Annotated in this window: 17 protein-coding genes; 12 read left to right on the top strand and 5 right to left on the bottom strand. The window is 41.8% G+C overall.

Annotated elements, in window-relative coordinates; translation table 11 throughout:
* A partial coding sequence (locus T344_RS0114035) for a helix-turn-helix domain-containing protein (RefSeq protein ID WP_027629238.1) occupies nt 1-970 on the bottom strand: 970 nt, incomplete at its 3' end.
* A 329-nt stretch (nt 971-1,299) separates the two neighbouring features.
* Between T344_RS0114035 and T344_RS0114030 the strand changes: the two genes are divergently transcribed.
* The 5 genes from T344_RS0114030 to serS all read left to right on the top strand — a co-directional run bounded on the left by T344_RS0114030 (nt 1,300) and on the right by serS (nt 6,704).
* On the top strand, nt 1,300-2,580 hold the full coding sequence (locus T344_RS0114030; protein ID WP_027629237.1) for a B12-binding domain-containing radical SAM protein: 1,281 nt from the start codon (nt 1,300-1,302) through the stop codon (nt 2,578-2,580).
* 90 nt (nt 2,581-2,670) lie between these two features.
* Nucleotides 2,671-3,246 carry a GNAT family N-acetyltransferase gene (locus T344_RS0114025; protein WP_027629236.1) on the top strand — a complete coding sequence of 192 codons (576 nt, stop codon included), beginning with the start codon at nt 2,671-2,673 and terminating at the stop codon, nt 3,244-3,246.
* Nucleotides 3,247-3,318: 72 nt separating this feature from the next.
* Nucleotides 3,319-3,855, top strand: a complete 537-nt coding sequence (locus tag T344_RS0114020; protein ID WP_027629235.1) for a GNAT family N-acetyltransferase — start codon at nt 3,319-3,321, stop codon at nt 3,853-3,855.
* A gap of 84 nt (nt 3,856-3,939) precedes the next feature.
* Nucleotides 3,940-5,103: a DUF362 domain-containing protein gene (locus tag T344_RS0114015; protein WP_027629234.1), complete on the top strand. Its 1,164-nt coding sequence runs from the start codon at nt 3,940-3,942 to the stop codon at nt 5,101-5,103.
* 323 nt (nt 5,104-5,426) lie between these two features.
* The gene (gene serS, locus T344_RS0114010; RefSeq protein ID WP_027629233.1) at nt 5,427-6,704 is read left to right on the top strand and encodes a serine--tRNA ligase; all 1,278 of its coding nucleotides are present in this window, start codon (nt 5,427-5,429) and stop codon (nt 6,702-6,704) included.
* 112 nt (nt 6,705-6,816) lie between these two features.
* Here the strand turns inward: serS and T344_RS28295 are convergent, their stop codons facing one another.
* From T344_RS28295 to T344_RS0113990, 4 genes are all read right to left on the bottom strand, one after another.
* A complete protein-coding gene (locus T344_RS28295; protein WP_034861553.1) occupies nt 6,817-7,461 on the bottom strand; it encodes a bifunctional 4-hydroxy-2-oxoglutarate aldolase/2-dehydro-3-deoxy-phosphogluconate aldolase in 645 nt (214 codons plus the stop codon).
* A 16-nt stretch (nt 7,462-7,477) separates the two neighbouring features.
* Nucleotides 7,478-8,428 (bottom strand): sugar kinase, encoded by a 951-nt coding sequence (locus T344_RS0114000; RefSeq protein WP_027629232.1) that lies wholly within the window; start codon nt 8,426-8,428, stop codon nt 7,478-7,480.
* Between the two features lie 38 nt (nt 8,429-8,466).
* The gene (locus tag T344_RS29795; RefSeq protein ID WP_051571873.1) at nt 8,467-9,120 is read right to left on the bottom strand and encodes a hypothetical protein; all 654 of its coding nucleotides are present in this window, start codon (nt 9,118-9,120) and stop codon (nt 8,467-8,469) included.
* 99 nt (nt 9,121-9,219) lie between these two features.
* Entirely contained in the window at nt 9,220-10,026 is an 807-nt protein-coding gene (locus T344_RS0113990; RefSeq protein ID WP_027629231.1) for an IclR family transcriptional regulator, read from the bottom strand.
* 254 nt (nt 10,027-10,280) lie between these two features.
* Between T344_RS0113990 and dgoD (T344_RS0113985) the strand changes: the two genes are divergently transcribed.
* The 7 genes from dgoD (T344_RS0113985) (at nt 10,281) to T344_RS0113955 (ending at nt 18,086) form a co-directional block, all read left to right on the top strand.
* On the top strand, nt 10,281-11,429 hold the full coding sequence (dgoD, locus tag T344_RS0113985; protein WP_027629230.1) for a galactonate dehydratase: 1,149 nt from the start codon (nt 10,281-10,283) through the stop codon (nt 11,427-11,429).
* Nucleotides 11,430-11,442: 13 nt separating this feature from the next.
* Nucleotides 11,443-12,588: a galactonate dehydratase gene (gene dgoD / locus T344_RS0113980; protein WP_027629229.1), complete on the top strand. Its 1,146-nt coding sequence runs from the start codon at nt 11,443-11,445 to the stop codon at nt 12,586-12,588.
* 24 nt (nt 12,589-12,612) lie between these two features.
* Nucleotides 12,613-13,527: a carbohydrate ABC transporter permease gene (locus tag T344_RS0113975; protein WP_084331228.1), complete on the top strand. Its 915-nt coding sequence runs from the start codon at nt 12,613-12,615 to the stop codon at nt 13,525-13,527.
* Nucleotides 13,517-14,380 (top strand): carbohydrate ABC transporter permease, encoded by an 864-nt coding sequence (locus T344_RS0113970; protein ID WP_004631087.1) that lies wholly within the window; start codon nt 13,517-13,519, stop codon nt 14,378-14,380. Before T344_RS0113975 ends, T344_RS0113970 begins: the two co-directional genes overlap by 11 nt.
* Before the next feature lie 28 nt (nt 14,381-14,408).
* Nucleotides 14,409-15,734, top strand: a complete 1,326-nt coding sequence (locus T344_RS0113965; RefSeq protein WP_027629226.1) for an ABC transporter substrate-binding protein — start codon at nt 14,409-14,411, stop codon at nt 15,732-15,734.
* Nucleotides 15,735-15,825: 91 nt separating this feature from the next.
* A complete protein-coding gene (locus T344_RS0113960) occupies nt 15,826-17,175 on the top strand; it encodes a xylulokinase (protein WP_027629225.1) in 1,350 nt (449 codons plus the stop codon).
* 2 nt (nt 17,176-17,177) lie between these two features.
* On the top strand, nt 17,178-18,086 hold the full coding sequence (locus T344_RS0113955) for a dihydrodipicolinate synthase family protein (protein WP_034861547.1): 909 nt from the start codon (nt 17,178-17,180) through the stop codon (nt 18,084-18,086).
* The last annotated feature ends 4 nt before the right edge of the window (nt 18,087-18,090 follow it).

Raw genomic sequence — 18,090 nt, 5'->3', positions numbered from 1 at the left:
CTTTTGGATTGGAAAATTCGCTCCCGTTATCCGTCAGAATTACCGGAAACAGCTTTTGGAAATTTTCCTTTCCGATGATTTTTCTGATATTACTGAAAATATCAATAACGGATTGAGAAGTATTTGCATCCCGTAAAAAAGCCAGCATAAAGGAGGTTTCAACAAAATGTATAGTTAATAAAACTTTACCACCCCTGCTTCCAATAACTGAATCCATCTGTACGGCAGAGATATCTGGATGTTTCTCAATGAATGTCTGAAAATCCTCATAGTTACGTCCAATCCGGCAACCTTTATCTACTTTGAATTCGGGCTTTTTATAGCGAGGACGGTACTTCACTTTACGAGGGAGATCAATGTTCCTTACATCAAAAAGGCAGGCATCAATATAGTTGTAAATTGTTTTTTCACTACACATAAGCTCATCCACATAAGTTGCATATATCTGATGGATGGATTGTCCCTTTCTAACAAGTGGAGAAATAATAGAATTTAAGCGTGCTAACTCTGCTTCGTTTGAAAGAATACCGCTTCTGGATTCAGAAATATTTTGTGAAAAAGCCAGGTGTGCATCTTCAGCATCATATACTGATTTTTTGAGTGTGCATTTATGGAGTTGCATACAACCATTACAAACGTATGGAGGTTTGAAACGGCATGAGCATACTTCTTCCTCATATTCAGGACAGAAGTCATTACAGTAGTTACACAACTTGCAGTATACAGTAGAAGGTCTTCTACAATTGGTTTTACCACAAATATACTTGACCTTGCAATTGCTACGTTGTTTACAGGCATTATATGCCCATCCACTGTAGCCGGACTTTCTCTCAAAAGAGTGTTTTTTTATTTCCTTTGCTATTGTAGTACGATCTTTACCAATAAGGTTTGCAATAGCTCCAAAGGAGAGGTGGTTCTTTAATCCGCCTTCAATTTCAAGGCGTTCTTCATAGGTTAAATATTTAGACATGGTTCCTCCCAATCTGCCACCAGTATTAGGAGCATAGCCACCAGTTAGAATATTTTAAACCAATGAAATATAAAAGGAGTCTGGCTTTAAGGAACGGGGGCTCTGCCCCAAACCCAGCGCTCATTGCCGCGCGGCTAGACCCTCAAAATATAAAAGAAGGCCAACCATTTAAGGTCAGCTTGTATATTTTGTAAGGGAAGAATCCATATTCCCTGTTAAGGCAATAAAAATAAAACTAAAGAGTAAAATGAATTAACTGGTATGGAAATTCATTTTACAATTGAGCTTCAGGTGTGGAAGGTAAGATGGATATAAAGGGAGAGAAAAGTATGAAGAAGAAAATTTTATTAATAACACCTGAGAATGAAGAAATCAACAGATTCAGAAAAAAGCAGTTCAACAATTTTATCCAGATTACAATGCCTTATCTGGCAGCTTTTATAGATGAGAGCAAATACGATATAACCCTGATAGACGAGTACAATCAAAAGATTCCTTATAAAAAACAATTCGACCTGGCCGCAATCACTATAAATACCTCTAATGCCGAACATTGCTATAAAATAGCCGAAAGACTCAGGGCAAAAAACACAAGAGTCGTAATGGGAGGTCCCCATGCAACGCTGCTTCCGGATGAGGTGGGAAAAAACTGCGATTATGTTTTGACAGGTGAAGGTGAGCTGATCTGGCCGGAATTTCTTGAGGATTTTTACAACGGAAAGGCAAGAACACGATATACCTGCGAGACTGTTCCGGATTTGAAGAACCTGCCCGTCCCCAGAAGAGATTTAATTAAGAAGAGGCCGTTTTCAAAGGGGGCAGTTTTTTCTTCCAGGGGCTGCCCGTATTCCTGCAGCTATTGCAACCTTAAGCAGATATACTGTAAACCTTTCAGGAAGCGGCCGGTGCAGGAGGTTATAGCTGAGATCGGAACAATAAAAAACAAATATTTTGTATTCTGGGATGACAATTTTTGGGGAGATACAGATTATGCCAGGGAATTAATGAAGGAACTGAAAGCCCTTAATAAAAAGTGGGCTGCACAGGTTACACTGGACAGGTGCAACGATGATGAGCTGTTAAAACTGGCCAGGTCTGCCGGTTGCATATATCTTTTTGTGGGAATTGAGTCTTTTTCACAGGAAAGTCTGGGCAGTGTCAATAAAGGCATAAATGTGGTACAAAGGTATAAAGCTATAATAGACAAAATCCATGACAACGGTATTTGCGTCCAGGCAGGGATAATTTTCGGCTTTGACGATGATAAGAAAAATGTGTTTGAAGATACTCTGGAGATATGCAATAATCTGGGTATTGACGGTGCGACGGTCAGCATATTGACCCCTCTGCCCGGAACACCAATATATGACCGGCTGAAGGAGGAAAACAGACTTTTGACCGGGAATTGGAGCAATTACAACGGAAAAACGGAAGTTGCATTCCTTCCTAAAAATATGAGCAAAGAGGAATTATTTGAAGGATATATGTGGTTCAGGAGAGAATTCTATTCCATTAAGTCCATATATACCAGAATAAAAAAATCCAGGGTAAATATACTGCATAACATAATCATAAACCTGGGATACAAATTAGCAGTCTGTAACATCTAAATTCATATATTGCCGTCGGTTAAATTTTCCGGGATGTCACAGACTACCAGACTGAAAGGACAAAAATAAGTTGAAAAAAGGAGTGCAATTATGAATTACACTGTTAAACCACTGAGTCCACAGCTTGCAGGGACATTTACGGAATATCTGGGAGGACTGGATTTCGGACATGCCCCGCACTGGGCCGGCTGCTTCTGTGCCTTTTATTATTCGGATTGTTCTCAGGAGGTGTGGATGAACAGGACAGGTGAGGAGAACCGCACCATAGCTGTTGAAAACATAAATAACGGTACAATGAAGGGGTACCTGGCTTTTGACGGTGACAAATGCATCGGTTGGTGCGGCGCAAACGACATACACAGGTTTATCAGAATAGACGGGGATTTGAGTCATATAACCGGGGACAGGAAGGTTGGCTGTGTCATTTGCTTTGTCATTCACCCTGAATACAGGGGGCAGGGCGTCGCCAGGCTTTTGCTGAAAAAAGCTGTAGAAGGCTTCCGGGAACAGGGTTTTGATGCCGTAATATCCCTTCCCTTCAAAAGTACGGATGATGCCCGGAAACAGTACAGGGGCACATTTAACATGTATAGGGAGCTTGGATTTACCGAGCTTGACGGCAACGGGAATCAGACTGTTATGTGGCTGGAGCTGAAAAATATCTGAACAGCCGGATATACCATATTGTTGAAGCCTGGATACCCTGCATTACTACACTAAAAGTATGGGAGAGACCAAATGACAACTGAACTGTTACACCAAATGGAGGGTGATAAAATCTGCTTTACAGCCCTGAATCGGAATGATGCCGCCCAAATACACAAATATGCCTCCGATAAGGAGGTCTCGCGTTTTATCGGCTGGAGACTGATGGAAAGTCCCGATGAAACCATACGCCATGTGGAGCAGATGTTGAAAAGGGAATCCGAGGGCACCCATTTTTATGCCTCGGTCACAGAAAAATACAGCCGTCAAATAATCGGAACCGCAATGATGTTTAATTTTGACAGAGAGGCAGGACATGCAGAAATAGGTTATGTTTTAAGCAAGCCCTGTTGGGGAAGGGGCTTTGGTACCGAAGTGGTAAGGCTGTTGAAAACTTTTGCGTTTGAAGTCCTTGAGCTGCATAAACTCCATGCTCGCGTAGCTGAAGCAAATACCGGCTCCTGCCGTGTTCTCGAAAAGAACGGTTTTGTACTGGAAGGGCGTTTGAAGGATTACTATTTCATTGAAGGCAGGTATTATGACGGGAGGTTTTATGGATTTATCCCTTAGTCAGGATAGTAAATTTGACTGTTGCCTTAACATTTTCATAAGGGTAGAATATTAACTATAATAAATTTCAAGAGTGCGAGGCCTATGGAAAAAGTAGCTTTATTAAAATGTACCGGATATGAGGTTGATCAGATAGAAAGAAAGCTGAGAGAAGGTTTTGATCTTTTGGGAGGCCAGGCTTTTTTGCGGGAGCTCATTCCGGCGGACAGCAAGGTTCTTTTAAAGCCGAATTTTCTCAGTGTGGTTGAGAAAGGGTCTCCGATTATTACCCATTATGCTGTTTTTGAAGCGGTTGTCAGAATTGTAAAAGAGTATAGTGACAACATTTCTTTTGGCGATTCACCCGGACAGGAGGATACCGGGAAAGCCGCCGAAAAGTCAGGTTTTATGGAAATAGCAGATAAATACGGTGTCAGGTTTGCGGATTTTAACCAGGCTGTGCACTGTGAACTTGATAAGCCGCTTATGTACAAATACTGGGATATTGCCAAAGCCTCCTATGAGGCTGATGTGGTCATAACTCTTCCAAAGCTTAAGACCCATGCCATGATGTATTATACAGGGGCGGTTAAAAACCAGTTCGGCTGTATTCCCGGAGGGCAAAAAGCCGGCTGGCATACCAAGCTGCCCGATTCTGCCGGCTTTGCCAAAATGCTTTTGGATTTGAACTCTTTGGTCAAAACCGGTTTTGCCATTTTGGACGGGATAGTTGCCATGGAGGGAAACGGGCCCAGAAACGGGACTCCCAGGCAAATGGATACCCTGATCATGGGAAAGTCCGTTACTGCAGTTGACTCCACGGCGGTGAGACTTATAGGGTACGAGAATGTTTTGTCCATACCTGTTTTAAAGGCTGCACAGGATTCAAAGTGGGGAACAGTGCTTCCGGAGGAAATAGAAGTCCTGGGAGAGAGCATTGAAAATATGAAATCAAGGGATTTTAAGCTCTCCAGAAATGCAAAAGTGGTTAACTTCCTGACTCCGGGTCTGACCAGTCTTGTATCTTCCCTGACGGCGCCCGATCCTGTTTTGGTTGAGGAAAAGTGTATTGGATGTAAAAAATGTGATGAGGCATGTCCTGAAAAATCAAAAGTAATATCTTTTATAAAGCATGACGGCAAAACAATCCCTAAATGGAATTACAGCAAGTGTATCCGCTGCTTCTGCTGTCAGGAGCTGTGTCCCAAAGGTGCTATTGTCACCCGGGACAAGGCGTTGGCCAGGGTATTGGGTTTGAATAAGAGATAATTGATTAAAATTTTCTTGAAAATAGGAATAAAAATATATATAATTATGCATAATGATACTAATAATAAGCGATGATAAAAGCCAAGATTTAGAACTTTCTTCAGAGAGCCGACGGCTGGTGGGAATCGGTGAAAGTATAAATCAGTCCACTTTTTGAGCTTTCGATTAAAAGTCGGAAGGCTGGTACCCTGTATAGTACTTTATTTGAGTGGCCGGCACGCAGGTACCGGCAATTTGGGTGGCAACGCGGAATACTTTCGTCCCAGTGGTTTTTTGGGATGAGAGTTTTTTTATTGTAAATAATCAAAATTAGGAGTGAAATTATGTTAGACTTAAAATTTGTAAGAGAAAATCCCGAAATAGTCAAACAGAACATCAGAAACAAGTTCCAGGACAAGAAACTGGGCCTGGTTGACGAGGTTATAGCTCTGGATGCCGGGCTGAGAAGTGCCAAACAGGAAGCGGAAGCTTTAAGGGCCGACAGAAACAAGATTTCCAAACAAATCGGCGGACTCATGGCCCAGGGTAAAAAAGAAGAAGCCGAGCAGCTGAAGAAAAAAGTCAATGATCAGGCTGCACGTCTGGCAGAGCTTGAAGTAAAGGAAAATGAACTTGAAGCAAAAGTAAAGACGATAATGATGACCATTCCCAATATAATAGACCCAAGTGTACCCCTCGGCAGGGACGACAGCGAAAATGTGGAAGTTCAGCGCTATGGCCAACCTGCTTTAAAGGACTTTGAAGTTCCGTATCACACTGAAATAATGGAAAAATTGAACGGAATAGACCTGGACAGTGCCAGAAAGGTTGCTGGAAACGGTTTTTACTACCTGATGGGCAATATAGCAAGACTTCATTCGGCCGTAATTTCCTATGCGAGAGACTTTATGATAGACAGGGGATTTACATACTGCGTCCCTCCGTTTATGATCAGAAGCGAAGTTGTGACAGGTGTTATGAGCTTTGCTGAAATGGATGCCATGATGTACAAGATAGAGGGAGAGGATCTGTATCTGATCGGAACCAGTGAACACTCGATGATAGGTAAGTTCATTGATACCATACTGCCCGAAAGCTCACTGCCCCAGACTTTGACCAGCTATTCACCCTGCTTCAGAAAGGAAAAAGGTGCTCACGGACTTGAGGAAAGAGGTGTTTATAGAATCCACCAGTTTGAAAAGCAGGAGATGATTGTTGTCTGTAAGCCTGAAGACAGCATGCTGTGGTATGACAAGCTCTGGCAGAATACTGTGGATTTGTTCCGTTCCCTTGACATACCTGTCAGAACTCTGGAATGCTGTTCGGGAGATCTGGCTGATCTAAAGGTGAAATCAGTTGACATCGAGGCCTGGTCACCAAGGCAGAAAAAGTATTTTGAAGTGGGAAGCTGTTCAAACCTCGGCGATGCACAGGCCCGCCGCCTGAAAATCCGTGTGGACGGGGAAAGCGGCAAATATTTTGCACACACCCTGAACAATACTGTCGTGGCTCCTCCAAGAATGCTGATTGCATTCCTGGAGAACAACCTGAATGCCGGCGGTTCCGTGAATATTCCGGCAGCGCTGCAGCCGTACATGGGCGGGATGACTGTAATAAAATAAAGAGAAACAATAAATCAGAAAAAAACCAAATTATACGACATATGCGGCTGCCCTGAACCGCATATGTCGTATTTTAGATTAAAAAGAAGCTGCCTTGTCTCAAGCTGAGCAATCAGCCTATTGAATTAATAGATTTGCAGGCCATGATTGCCGGCAGCCTGTCACGAATATAAGCTGTTACTGCCGGCCAGTCCATGTTAATAATATATTCGTCGGGCACCAGGCCGCTTGCAATTCCTACACCTGAATAACCGCTGTCAAGATATTGTGCTGCATTGGACAGGGAGATACCGCCAACGGCCACATAATCGGTTTGATCAAAAGGACCCTTCAGACTTTTGACATAGTTTAAAGGTAAATCTCCGGCCGGAAAAAGTTTCATGGTGTCATAGCCGTATGATACGCACAATTCAACATCTGTAGGTGTCATTACGCCCGGGAGAATTTTAATTTTTTGATCATGACAATGCCGGATTATTTTTTCTGAGGAAGACGGAGTAAGTAAAAATTCGGCTCCGGCTTCAACGGCTCTGTCAATACGCTCTTTAGTTATGGCAGTTCCGCCCCCCACAACTATTTTATTTTTAAACTCCTGTTTTAATAATTTAATTTGTTTGTCTCCGTCCGGAGTGTTTAGTGCTACCTCAAAGCAGTGTATCCCTCCGTTAATAATTGCATTGACGTACTGAACAAGATATTTTTCCGGTATGTTCCTTAAAATAGAAATGACAGGATATTTTTGTATCAGGGTTTTCATCTGATTTTCCTCCTTTTTATCGATAAATTGATTGTTCCGGTTCTAAAATTGAATTCAATTGCTGCCTTGTAGGAAGACTTTCGGTATCCCCTGTGGTTTCAGTACTTAAGGCTCCCGCAATTGCCGCCATTTTTCCGCATTCCCCAACGGGCCTGTTTTCCAGAATACCTGCCAGAAATGCCGCGTTGAAGGCGTCACCCGCTCCGATACTGTCAATACAGTTGCAGGGATAAGGTGCAATGGAATAATGGGTTTTACCATCTGAGACAAAAGCTCCTTCGGCGCCGTTCTTTATGGCTAAATATTCCAAATGGGGAGAACGGAACAGAATTTCATTCAAATGCTCAAAATTTTTATTGCCATATAGTATTTCAGCTTCTTCCAAACCAAGGGTTACAATATTTGAATCATGAATAAGTCCTCTGATCATTTCAGAATGATCGGAATTATTCCAGAGCTTTTTCCTGATATTTGGGTCAAAACTGACTTTTATACCTTTTTGTCTGGCTGTTTTTATTGCCGAAATGGTCAGGGAGTGACAACTGTCACTTAATATCGGAGTAATTCCTGTGACATGGAGTATTTTTACATTCTCAAACAATTCCGGCGGCAGATCTGTCGGACTTAAATAGGCTGCGGCAGAACCTGAGCGGTAATAATAGACCCTGGTTTGGCCCGACCCGGATAATTCTTTAATCATTATACCCGTCGGATGTTCATTATCCATAATGACATTATCGACCTCAACCCCTTCCGCACGTATCTTATATAGTATGTATTGACCCAGTTCATCATTCCCGATACGGCTGAACCACCGGGCAGTGTGCCCCAGTTTGCAGAGACCTATGGCTGTATTGCTTTCGGCACCGGCAAATTTTGCCTCATAATTATTTATATAACGGAGTAATCCCGATTGAGACGGTGCAAACACAATCATGGATTCACCAAAAGTTAAGACTTCAGACACTATAATTACTCCTTTTGAAATTGTATTATCATTTACACTTAAACCTGCTTAAAATGCAAGGCAAAGCCCCCGTACTCTTCTTTCAGATAAATGAGTACCAGTTCTTTTGAAGCATTGTATACTGCCGTATCGAAATTGAATTCATATCCAAGTGCACGGTAATAGCTGACGGCCAGATGTATATTACCGGTTCCCAATGCAATATGGCCGTTTTTTCCCAGAAAGGGATGTTTCATAACCTCAACAAGAGTTCCCACAAAAAAAGAATCCCTGGTATCTTTCACAGGAAGGTTAAGAAGGCTGCCGTATTGTCGGGTAATTTCACCGGCTTCCCCTTCATTTTTTGAATTAATGCCGATATGGATCAGCTTCAGATCCAAAATTTTATCAATTTCAGACCGGAGAAATTCGGATAAATTTTCAGACTCATTTGGTGAACAGAGCTGGGAAGGAATGGTGATAAATCTTACATTTTCTTTCAGTAGGTACTGCTTTTCACTTGAAGATAAATTTAATAATGTTATGTCGGAATCTAAAACCGGTGACACATGGGAACTTTCGGTCTCCAAACAGATATAAGGGATACCGGAATTAATAAGGGTATTGTTTAAAGTTGATATATCAATACCCTGCAGAGTCGGGATACACGGAAGTACTCCAAATTGCCTGATAAGGTATAAGGTCTGGTTCATAATCTTTCCTCTTTTCGTAAATCAATTACCGTGAGAGTCCACGGCAATTGATTTAGGGATACTGAACCGTACGAAATGGAAATATATTGTTATGCCGGATTAAATATTATATGAGCGAACGGAATAAATTAAGTTTTCAGTATAGCCGAATCTGTGGGAGATTTCCAGGGCGGCATCGGTTATTAACTTGCTGTAGAACGGTTCCTTCTCCCTGGTAGAAGGCGTGTATATGGTAGAAATGCTTATTGCGGCTATGCATTTACCCGAATGATTGAGTATGGGAGCAGCGACACAAAATACAAAATCATTGTCTTCACAGTTGTCGATGGAATAACCTCTTTCCCTAATTTTTTCAAGGTCGGCTATGAGACTGTTGAAATCGGGGAGAGTATTTGCCGTATGCGTTTGCAGTTTTCCGCCGCCTGTTATCATTCTCACTTCTTCAATAGGCATGGATGCCAGCATGGCTTTGCCGAGGCCGGTACAATGCATATAATTCCGGTCGCCTATTACACATGTAGTCCTGGTAGGGGATCTTCCTTCCACCTTGTCCAGGTATACGAGGAAGCCGTTGTTTGGAACAGCCAGAAATGCTGTTTCACCGGTTTGCAGGCTTAGATCCTTTAAATAGGGACGTGCGGCGCTATGGATATGGGAACGCCCAAGATATGCACTTCCGATTTCAAAGGATTTAACATCCAACTGAAATGTTTTTGTCTCTTCATTTATGATTAACATTTTTTTGCTTGCAAGTGTATGTATTATATCAAAAGCACTGCTTTTGGGTATTTTAAGTTCCTTACTGATTTCAGCCAAACCCGCCGGCTTTTGCGACTTGGCAATATAGTCCAATATATCTGCAACGCGGGCTACAGTCTTGTTAATCTTGATATTCCGGTTTTCCATATTATCTCCCTCATTCACAATTACGATTATCCGTCCGGATATCCGAACGACTTATGAATAAAATTATATCATTCATATTTAAAACAAGTCAACACATTGTATGAAAATTAATAAATATGCATAGTTTTAAGGCCAATTTTTTGAAATATTTTATAATATGTTGACATAAAAGTTTTTAGTTGATATAATTAAAATTGCGAACAACGTACGAAATGGCGAACGGAATTTTTGATTTTGATGGGAAGGAGACATGCATGAAAATAACGAAATTGGAAACATTTCATATCCGGCCGAGATGGCTGTTTTTGAAAATATCTACCGATGAAGGGGTATGCGGTTGGGGTGAACCTGATCTGGAAGGTAAGACAAAGGTTGTGGAAGAAGCAGTACATATTCTTGGCAAAATGATTATCGGGGAAGATCCGATGAATATAGAACACCTGTGGCAGCTGATGTACAGAGGAGCATTCTATCGCGGGGGAGCAATCTTATGCAGCGCAATCAGCGGTATTGAACAGGCTCTATGGGATATTAAGGGAAAGACGTACGGCGTGCCTGTATGGCAGCTTTTAGGCGGGCGCTGCAGAGACCGTATCAGAATGTATGCCCATATCACTCCCAATGTGGAGAATCCAACTGTCGGACAAGTCCGGGAGTGGGCAAAAAAAAGGCTGGAGGCTGGTTTTAAATCTTTAAAAACACCCATGTTTGCCCCTGTAAGACATATTGATACCATGCAGACCGTTGAAAAATATATAGAAAAATTTGCGGCAATACGGGAGACGGTTGGTAAGGAAGTTGATATAGCCATAGATTTCCACGGACGTATTTCACCGGCTATGGCACCCATCCTTTGCAGGGAATTGGAACCGTATTATCCCATGTTTATTGAAGAACCGGTATTACCCGAAAACGTAGATGCCATGGTTAAAATTGCAAAATCAACGAGTATTCCCATAGCGACAGGGGAGAGGCTGTTTACAACCTGGGGCTTCAGAGAGGTTATAGAAAAGCAGGCGGCACAAGTTTTGCAGCCGGATGTCTGTCATTGCGGCGGAATATTGCAAACTTACAAGATTGCAGCCATGGGGGCCAACTATTATTGCTCCATGGCTCCGCATAATCCGCTTGGCCCGATTGCTTTGGCTGCATGTCTTCAAATTGACACATGTATTCCGAATTTTACCGCCCAGGAGCATCCTACAATGCCTGACGGAACCGATCTGGGAAATATATTGTTCAAGGAGCCCTTTAGAATAGTTGATGGTTACATAGATATACCTGAAAAGCCCGGACTCGGTTTTGAGGTTAATGAAGAGGTATTGAAAGACTTTGCCTATGACGGATATTATACCTGTCCCGTGGAATATCATTCCGATGATAATTCATTAGGGGACTGGTAAGGAGGACGGATAAATGAAAATTGTAAAATTTGAAACATACAATCTTTTACCCAGATGGCTGTTTTTAAAAATTACAACGGATGAAGGGGTCTGCGGCTGGGGTGAACCCGTCATTGAAGGTAAGAGTACGGTTGTTGAGGAAGCCGTACACACCCTGGGGAAAATGATAATCGGTGAGGACCCCATGAATATCGAGCACCTCTGGCAGCTGATGTACCGCGGTTCCTTTTACAGGGGCGGTGCAATTATCTGCAGCGCAATAAGCGGGATAGAACAGGCACTTTGGGATATCAAGGGGAAGGTATACGGGCTGCCCGTTTGGCAAATGCTTGGAGGCAAATGCAGAGACAGGATAAGAATGTATGCACACATCACACCTGTTGAAAATCCATCGGTGGAAGAACTTTGCAAGGCTGCAAGAGAAAAAGTCGCACAGGGGTACACAGCATTGAAGACACCCATACATGTTCCTCTCAGACATATTGATACAATGAAGACTGTTGAGACTTATGTAAACAAATTTGCTGCTTTAAGAGAAGCTGTCGGAAAGGATATTGATATTGCCATTGATTTTCACGGCAGAGTTTCACCTGCCATGGCGCCTATTTTTTGCAGAGAACTGGAAAAGTATTATCCCATGTTTGTAGAAGAGCCCGTCCTTCCTGAAAATGTTGATTGCATGGCCAGAATTGCTCAATCCACAACAATTCCCATTGCAACCGGAGAAAGGCTGTTTACGCCCTGGGCTTTCCGGCAGGTACTGGAAAAACAGGCCGCAAATGTTCTGCAGCCGGATTTAAGCCATTGCGGAGGTATATTATCAACTTTCAAGATTGCTGCCATGGCGGCAAACTATTATGTAAATATTGCTCCGCATAATCCTCTTGGACCTATAGCATTGTCATCCTGTCTGCAAATTGATACCTGTATTCCCAACTTTACGGCTCAGGAAAATATACGTTTGGGAGACGGCTCGGATTTGGGAAAAAATCTTTTCAAAAAGGCATTTGAAATAAAAGATGGATATATTGACATCCCGACTGCGCCCGGCCTGGGTTTTGAAGTTAATGAAGATGCAATTAAGGATTATATATATGATGGAAGTTGGAGCTGCCCGGTATATTATCACGAAGATGATCATTCTGTAGCAGATTGGTAATTTTAATGGAGGAGGCAATTGTTCATGAATAATAGAAGCGGGACAAATAAAACGGCGGCTTTTGATTCTCGAAAAATCTCACTTAAGAGCTTGACACCCTACATATTTATTGGTCCAGCCTTAATAGCGTTAATAATGTTAGTGATATATCCCCTGTGTTACGGGGTGTTCATCAGTTTCTTCAAAACAAACCTGTCTAACAAATGGGATTTTGTAGCCTTAAAAAATTATATCGGCATCTTTTCCGATAAAGCCTTTATTTCACAGATATGGATAACACTAAAATTTACTTTTCTGGTTGTAGCAGCACATTTTATAATTGGCGTGCTGCTGGGAATGGTGCTGAATCAGAAAAAGGCGGGAATAACCTTTTTCAGGGCTGTTCTGGTTCTTCCGTGGCTTTTTCCCGAGGTAGTAGTCGCACTTATATTTAAATGGATCATGAATCCTCTGTATGGGTTGGTGAATAACTATCTGCTTGATGCAGGATTAATAAATGATCATATATCCTGGCTTGGGGATACGCGGTTTGCCTTCATTGCAGTGGTGCTTGTAAGTATATGGAAAGGCTATCCGCTTGTTATGGTAAATGTGCTGGCAGGGCTGCAAAGTGTGTCGGAAGATATATATGAGGCTGCAAAAATGGATGGTGCCAATAAGGTTCAGACTTTTTTCAGGATTGTACTTCCGTCAATAAAACCCGTACTCACTACCACACTGGTCTTAGATACAGTATGGTGGTTCAAGCACTATACAATAGTGTATCTGCTGACAAAAGGCGGTCCCGGAAGCGATACCTCGATAATCAGTATAGAGATATACAAGCAGGCATTTGAATATTTCAATTTTGGAAAGGCTGCGGCAATGTCTGTCATTGTATTCTTCATTTGCCTGGTAATAAGCAAATTGTATAGGAGGTTCTTGGACAATGAAGAATAAAAAAGAAGTTAACATAAAACTAAAACGAGGTAAAATTACCGGTAATATTTTGACATATTTTGTTCTGGGAATTTCATCGATTCTTGTCCTGGTACCCATGCTATGGATGATATCCACTTCTGTTAAGATTGAATCTGAAACCATCACAATACCGCCTAAATGGATACCGGACAATCCTACTTTTGATTCTTACAGCCGGCTTTGGACCGAGTACCCTTTTCTGACCTATTTTAAAAACAGTATTATTATCGTAATTGGAGCAGTGGTACTGTCGGTATTCTTTTCCTGTCTGTCGGGCTATGGAATAACAAGATTCAAGTTTAAAGGCAAAAACAGCTTTTTAACATTTGTTCTTGTAACTCAGATGTTTCCTTCCATCATGCTGTTGATTCCCTTTTATAAGGTTCTTGATTTATACGGATTAAAGGATAGTTTGCTGGGAATGATTCTTGTCTATACATCATTTACAATTCCCTTCTGCACGTGGATGATGGTTGGGTTTTTTAGAACAATACCTCTTGAATTGGACGAAGCGGCCATAATTGACGGCTGCTCCAGATGGAAGGCATTTTATAAAATCGTGCTTCCCATGACCTTGCCGGGTATTTCCTCAGTTGCAATATACTCATTTATAACTGCATGGAATGAATATATGTTTGCGCAGGTATTAATAACCTCACCCGAACTTAAAACAGTTCCATTGGGAATAGCCGACCTTAACGGATTTTATAAAATTCTGTGGAATGATATGATGGCTGCTTCGGTAATTGCAAGCCTGCCTTTGGTAATATTATTCATATTCCTGCAGAAATCATTTATCAGCGGTTTAACAGCGGGAGCTGTAAAACAATAAATAATTAATTTTAGAGGAGGATTAATTTATGAAAAAAAGATTGTTGGTAATCGTATTGTGTTTAGCAATGGCAGCATCAATGCTGGCCGGCTGCGGCAGTTCTGCGGCCGGAGATTCGCAGAACAGCCAGGGGGCATCTTCGGGAACTTCGTCAGCTGCCGCAGCGAATTCTGATGAAGAAATAACATTGACGGTTATGTCTACACTTATTACCGAGACAGAAGCACCTCTTGAACAGGCCATGGCAGATGCATATATGAAAGAGCATCAAAACGTAAAGATTAAATTTTTAGAACAGCCTGTCAATGAAATGGCAAAGAAGATAATTGCATTAAATACCAGCGGAGACCTTCCCGATGCATTTTTTATGCCTACGGAATTCATGGCGCAGGCACATGATATGGGAATCATAGTTGATCATGAAAAGTTGCTGGGACCGGAATTTATATCAACACTTAATGAAAAAGTTGTTGAATTTGGAAAGATTGAAGGCCAACTTATGCTGGTGCCCTGGCACGTTATACCTGTGGCTCTCATTGCCAGAGCCGATTGGATGAAGGATGCCGGAATTGACAAAATAGAGACTGTAGCAGATTTCCAAACGGCTGCAAAGGCATTTACAAAAGACGGACACTGGGGATTCAGTATGGTAGGAACTAAAAACGGTTCCGGAGAAGCCAGATTCTGTCAGTTTATAAGGACATTTGGAGTTAATGAAGTATATAAGGATGCTTCCGGCAAATGGGTTTCTGATTTAACCACCGATAAATACAAAAAAGCACTTCAAACTTTTGTGGACCTCTCAAAGAAAGACGGCGTTGTACCTCCCGGAGTGACTGAGACAGGTTATCCTGAAGCTGTTGCATATTTTGCAAAGGAACAGACAGGCTTGATGATATCAGGTTCAAATGCAATAGGCGCAATAGAGAGTGCTAATCCCGCACTTAAAGGAAAGCTGGTAAGCATACCCATGCCTGCCGATGAGAGACATGTAACAAATTTGCAGACATCAGGCTATGCAATTACGACAGAGTGTAAAAATCCCGAAGCCATGGCGGATTACCTTAAGTTTATGACAAGCAAGGATATTGCGGTTGATTTTGCAATAAAATCAGGAAGACTCCCGGTTACAAAAGAAGCAATAAGTGCACCTGAATTGCAGACTGACAGCTTCAAAGGCTTCCTGGACTGCATGCAATACGCCCTTCCACAGCCTTCATTCCCTGCCTATACTGAAATACTGGACATCATGGGTGATTCATATAATACAATGCTGGCAACAAACAGAACAATAGATGAGATAATGAAAACCGTTGAAACCAGACTGAAGTCTGTATTGGAAGCAAATAACTGAAAACTTGTAACGTAATACTTACATAACAGACTGAACATGGGGAATCGGGTATTGGCTCTATTCCCCATGTTTATAGAAAGGAGGAGATGCAATGTATGTTTTGGCAGCGGATTTTGGTACATCATCGGTAAAAACTGCGATATTGGATGAAAATATTAATTTAATAAAAACAGCCAAACATAATTATGAATTTAAGGTAACTGAGAAAAACAGAGTTGAAATAGATGTGGATGAAGTAATGAATGCTTTTATCCAATCCTTGCATGAATTAAAAGAATATCTACCCCATGTTGAAGCCATCGGCTTTGACACCTTTGCACCGTCCTTCCTGCTAATGGATAAAGAGGGGAATGCGGTTTCCCGTATAATAACCCATCTTGATCGAAGAAGCCGTCAATATACAAAAAAAATAATAGAAAATATAGGCAAGGATGAATTCAGAAATATAACCGGTACACTCCCGCATGCCGGAGGTGTTACCTTGACCACCCTGCTCTGGTTTATGGATCATCGTCCCGAACTTATTGACAGAACCGAAAAGATAGGACATTTATCTACATATTTATTTAAGCGGATGACAGGGGAATGGGCAATTGACTTAACCAATGCATCAATAACAGGTATGTACCAAACCGTTAAAAACAAGGGGTGGTCCCATGAAATATGCAAGCTCTTCAATGTACCTGAAAGACTTTTGCCCGAAATATTTGAGACCGGGGACTGCTCCGGGATACTTCAAAAGGAAATGGCTGAAAAAATGGGTGTAAAACAGGGGATTCCGGTAATGCTGGGAATGCAGGATGTTGCCGGAGCGATTGTTGGAGCCGGGAATACCCAAACAGGCGACGTATTGTTTATTTCGGGCAGCAGTGAGATGATCTCGGTATTATCGGACCGTCCCGTGACAAACGATAAATATTATTTACGCTGCTCACCTGTAAAGGGAAAGTGGCAGATATTCTCAATAACGACAGCAGGATTTATTTTGGAATGGTTTCAAAATGAATTCTATAGAGAAATGAGCAAGGAAGGGTTTTTTCAGAAACACCTGGCTGAGGTGCTGGAAAATGAATACCAGTCCGACGGTGTGAGGTTTTTGCCGTATCTTACCGGAGACAGGCAGAGCCTTAGAGTAAAAAAAGGAGCGTTTAGCGGTTTATCGCTCAGTACAAAAAGAGATGATCTGCTGAATGCGGTAATAGACGGAATTCAAAATCCTGCAAAAATTACACTTGAGGAATGTAAAAAAATAATAAATGTTAATAAGTATATGAAAGCCACCGGTAATCTTGTTGAAAATCCTTCTTATTTAAAAAGAAAAAGAAGTATATTCGATGATGCAGAGATAGAAGTAGTAGATAATTGTCCTCTGAAAGGCTGTGCTGTTTTGGCCTGGAATATGCTTAAAAAAAATAATCTGTTGCATATCGGAGGTAGATAGACATGCTGTTGAACGGAATTTTCGTTCCGGTTATCACACCTTTCCAGGCTGACCAGAGGGTTGATCCGGGTTTGCTTAAGGAGAACATTCAAAAGCTGAACCTGACTGGGATAAGCGGCTATATGCCGCTTGGAAGTAATGGTGAATTTGCGTATATATCTGATGATGAAGCATTGGATATACTCAATGTGGTTAAAAAAACTGCCGGCAAAAATAAACTGGTCTTTGCAGGAACCGGCAGGGAATCGGTAAAGAATACTGTGGAATTTTCAAAGAAGGCTGAGGAAATTGGAGTGGATGCGGTGTTTATACTGACACCTCACTATTTTCCAAAACAGATGTCTTCAGAAGTTCTTGAAAAATATTATTGCGAAGTTGCGGAAAAAATATCTTTGCCTGTTATTCTGTACAGTGCACCTGGCTATGCGTCGGGTGTCAATATTGAACCTGAGCTTATGGTAAAGCTGGCGGGTATTTCAAATATATCCGGGATGAAGGATACATCATCAAAGCCCGTGGGTGAATATACTTCGATGCTGCCGGAACTGAAAGACTTTTCACTGCTGGCCGGAACCATGGATAAATTTTATGAAGGCATCCTGTCCGGGGCAACCGGCGGTGTTTTATCATCGGCGAATTACATTCCGGAAATTTGCTGTTTCCTGTATGAGCTTTTGGTTAAAGGAAAAATTGATAAGGCCGGGGAGCTGCACAGGAGGTTGTGCGGGTTGGCAAAAAAAACTACGGCTCAATATGGAGTGGCAGGAGTTAAAGCCGCAATGAACATATTCGGGTATAGCTGCGGAGTTCCCAGAAGGCCTCTTCAGGAAATAACGGGTATGGCTTTGTATGAAATGACCGGAAATTTAAAATCGGGTGTTGAAGAGATAAATAATTTTATAAAGGAGTGATTCT

It is taken from the genome of Ruminiclostridium cellobioparum DSM 1351 = ATCC 15832 (assembly GCF_000621505.1).
In the GTDB taxonomy this organism is placed as follows: domain Bacteria; phylum Bacillota; class Clostridia; order Acetivibrionales; family DSM-1351; genus Ruminiclostridium; species Ruminiclostridium cellobioparum.
This window is presented reverse-complemented; position numbering and strand designations above follow the sequence as displayed.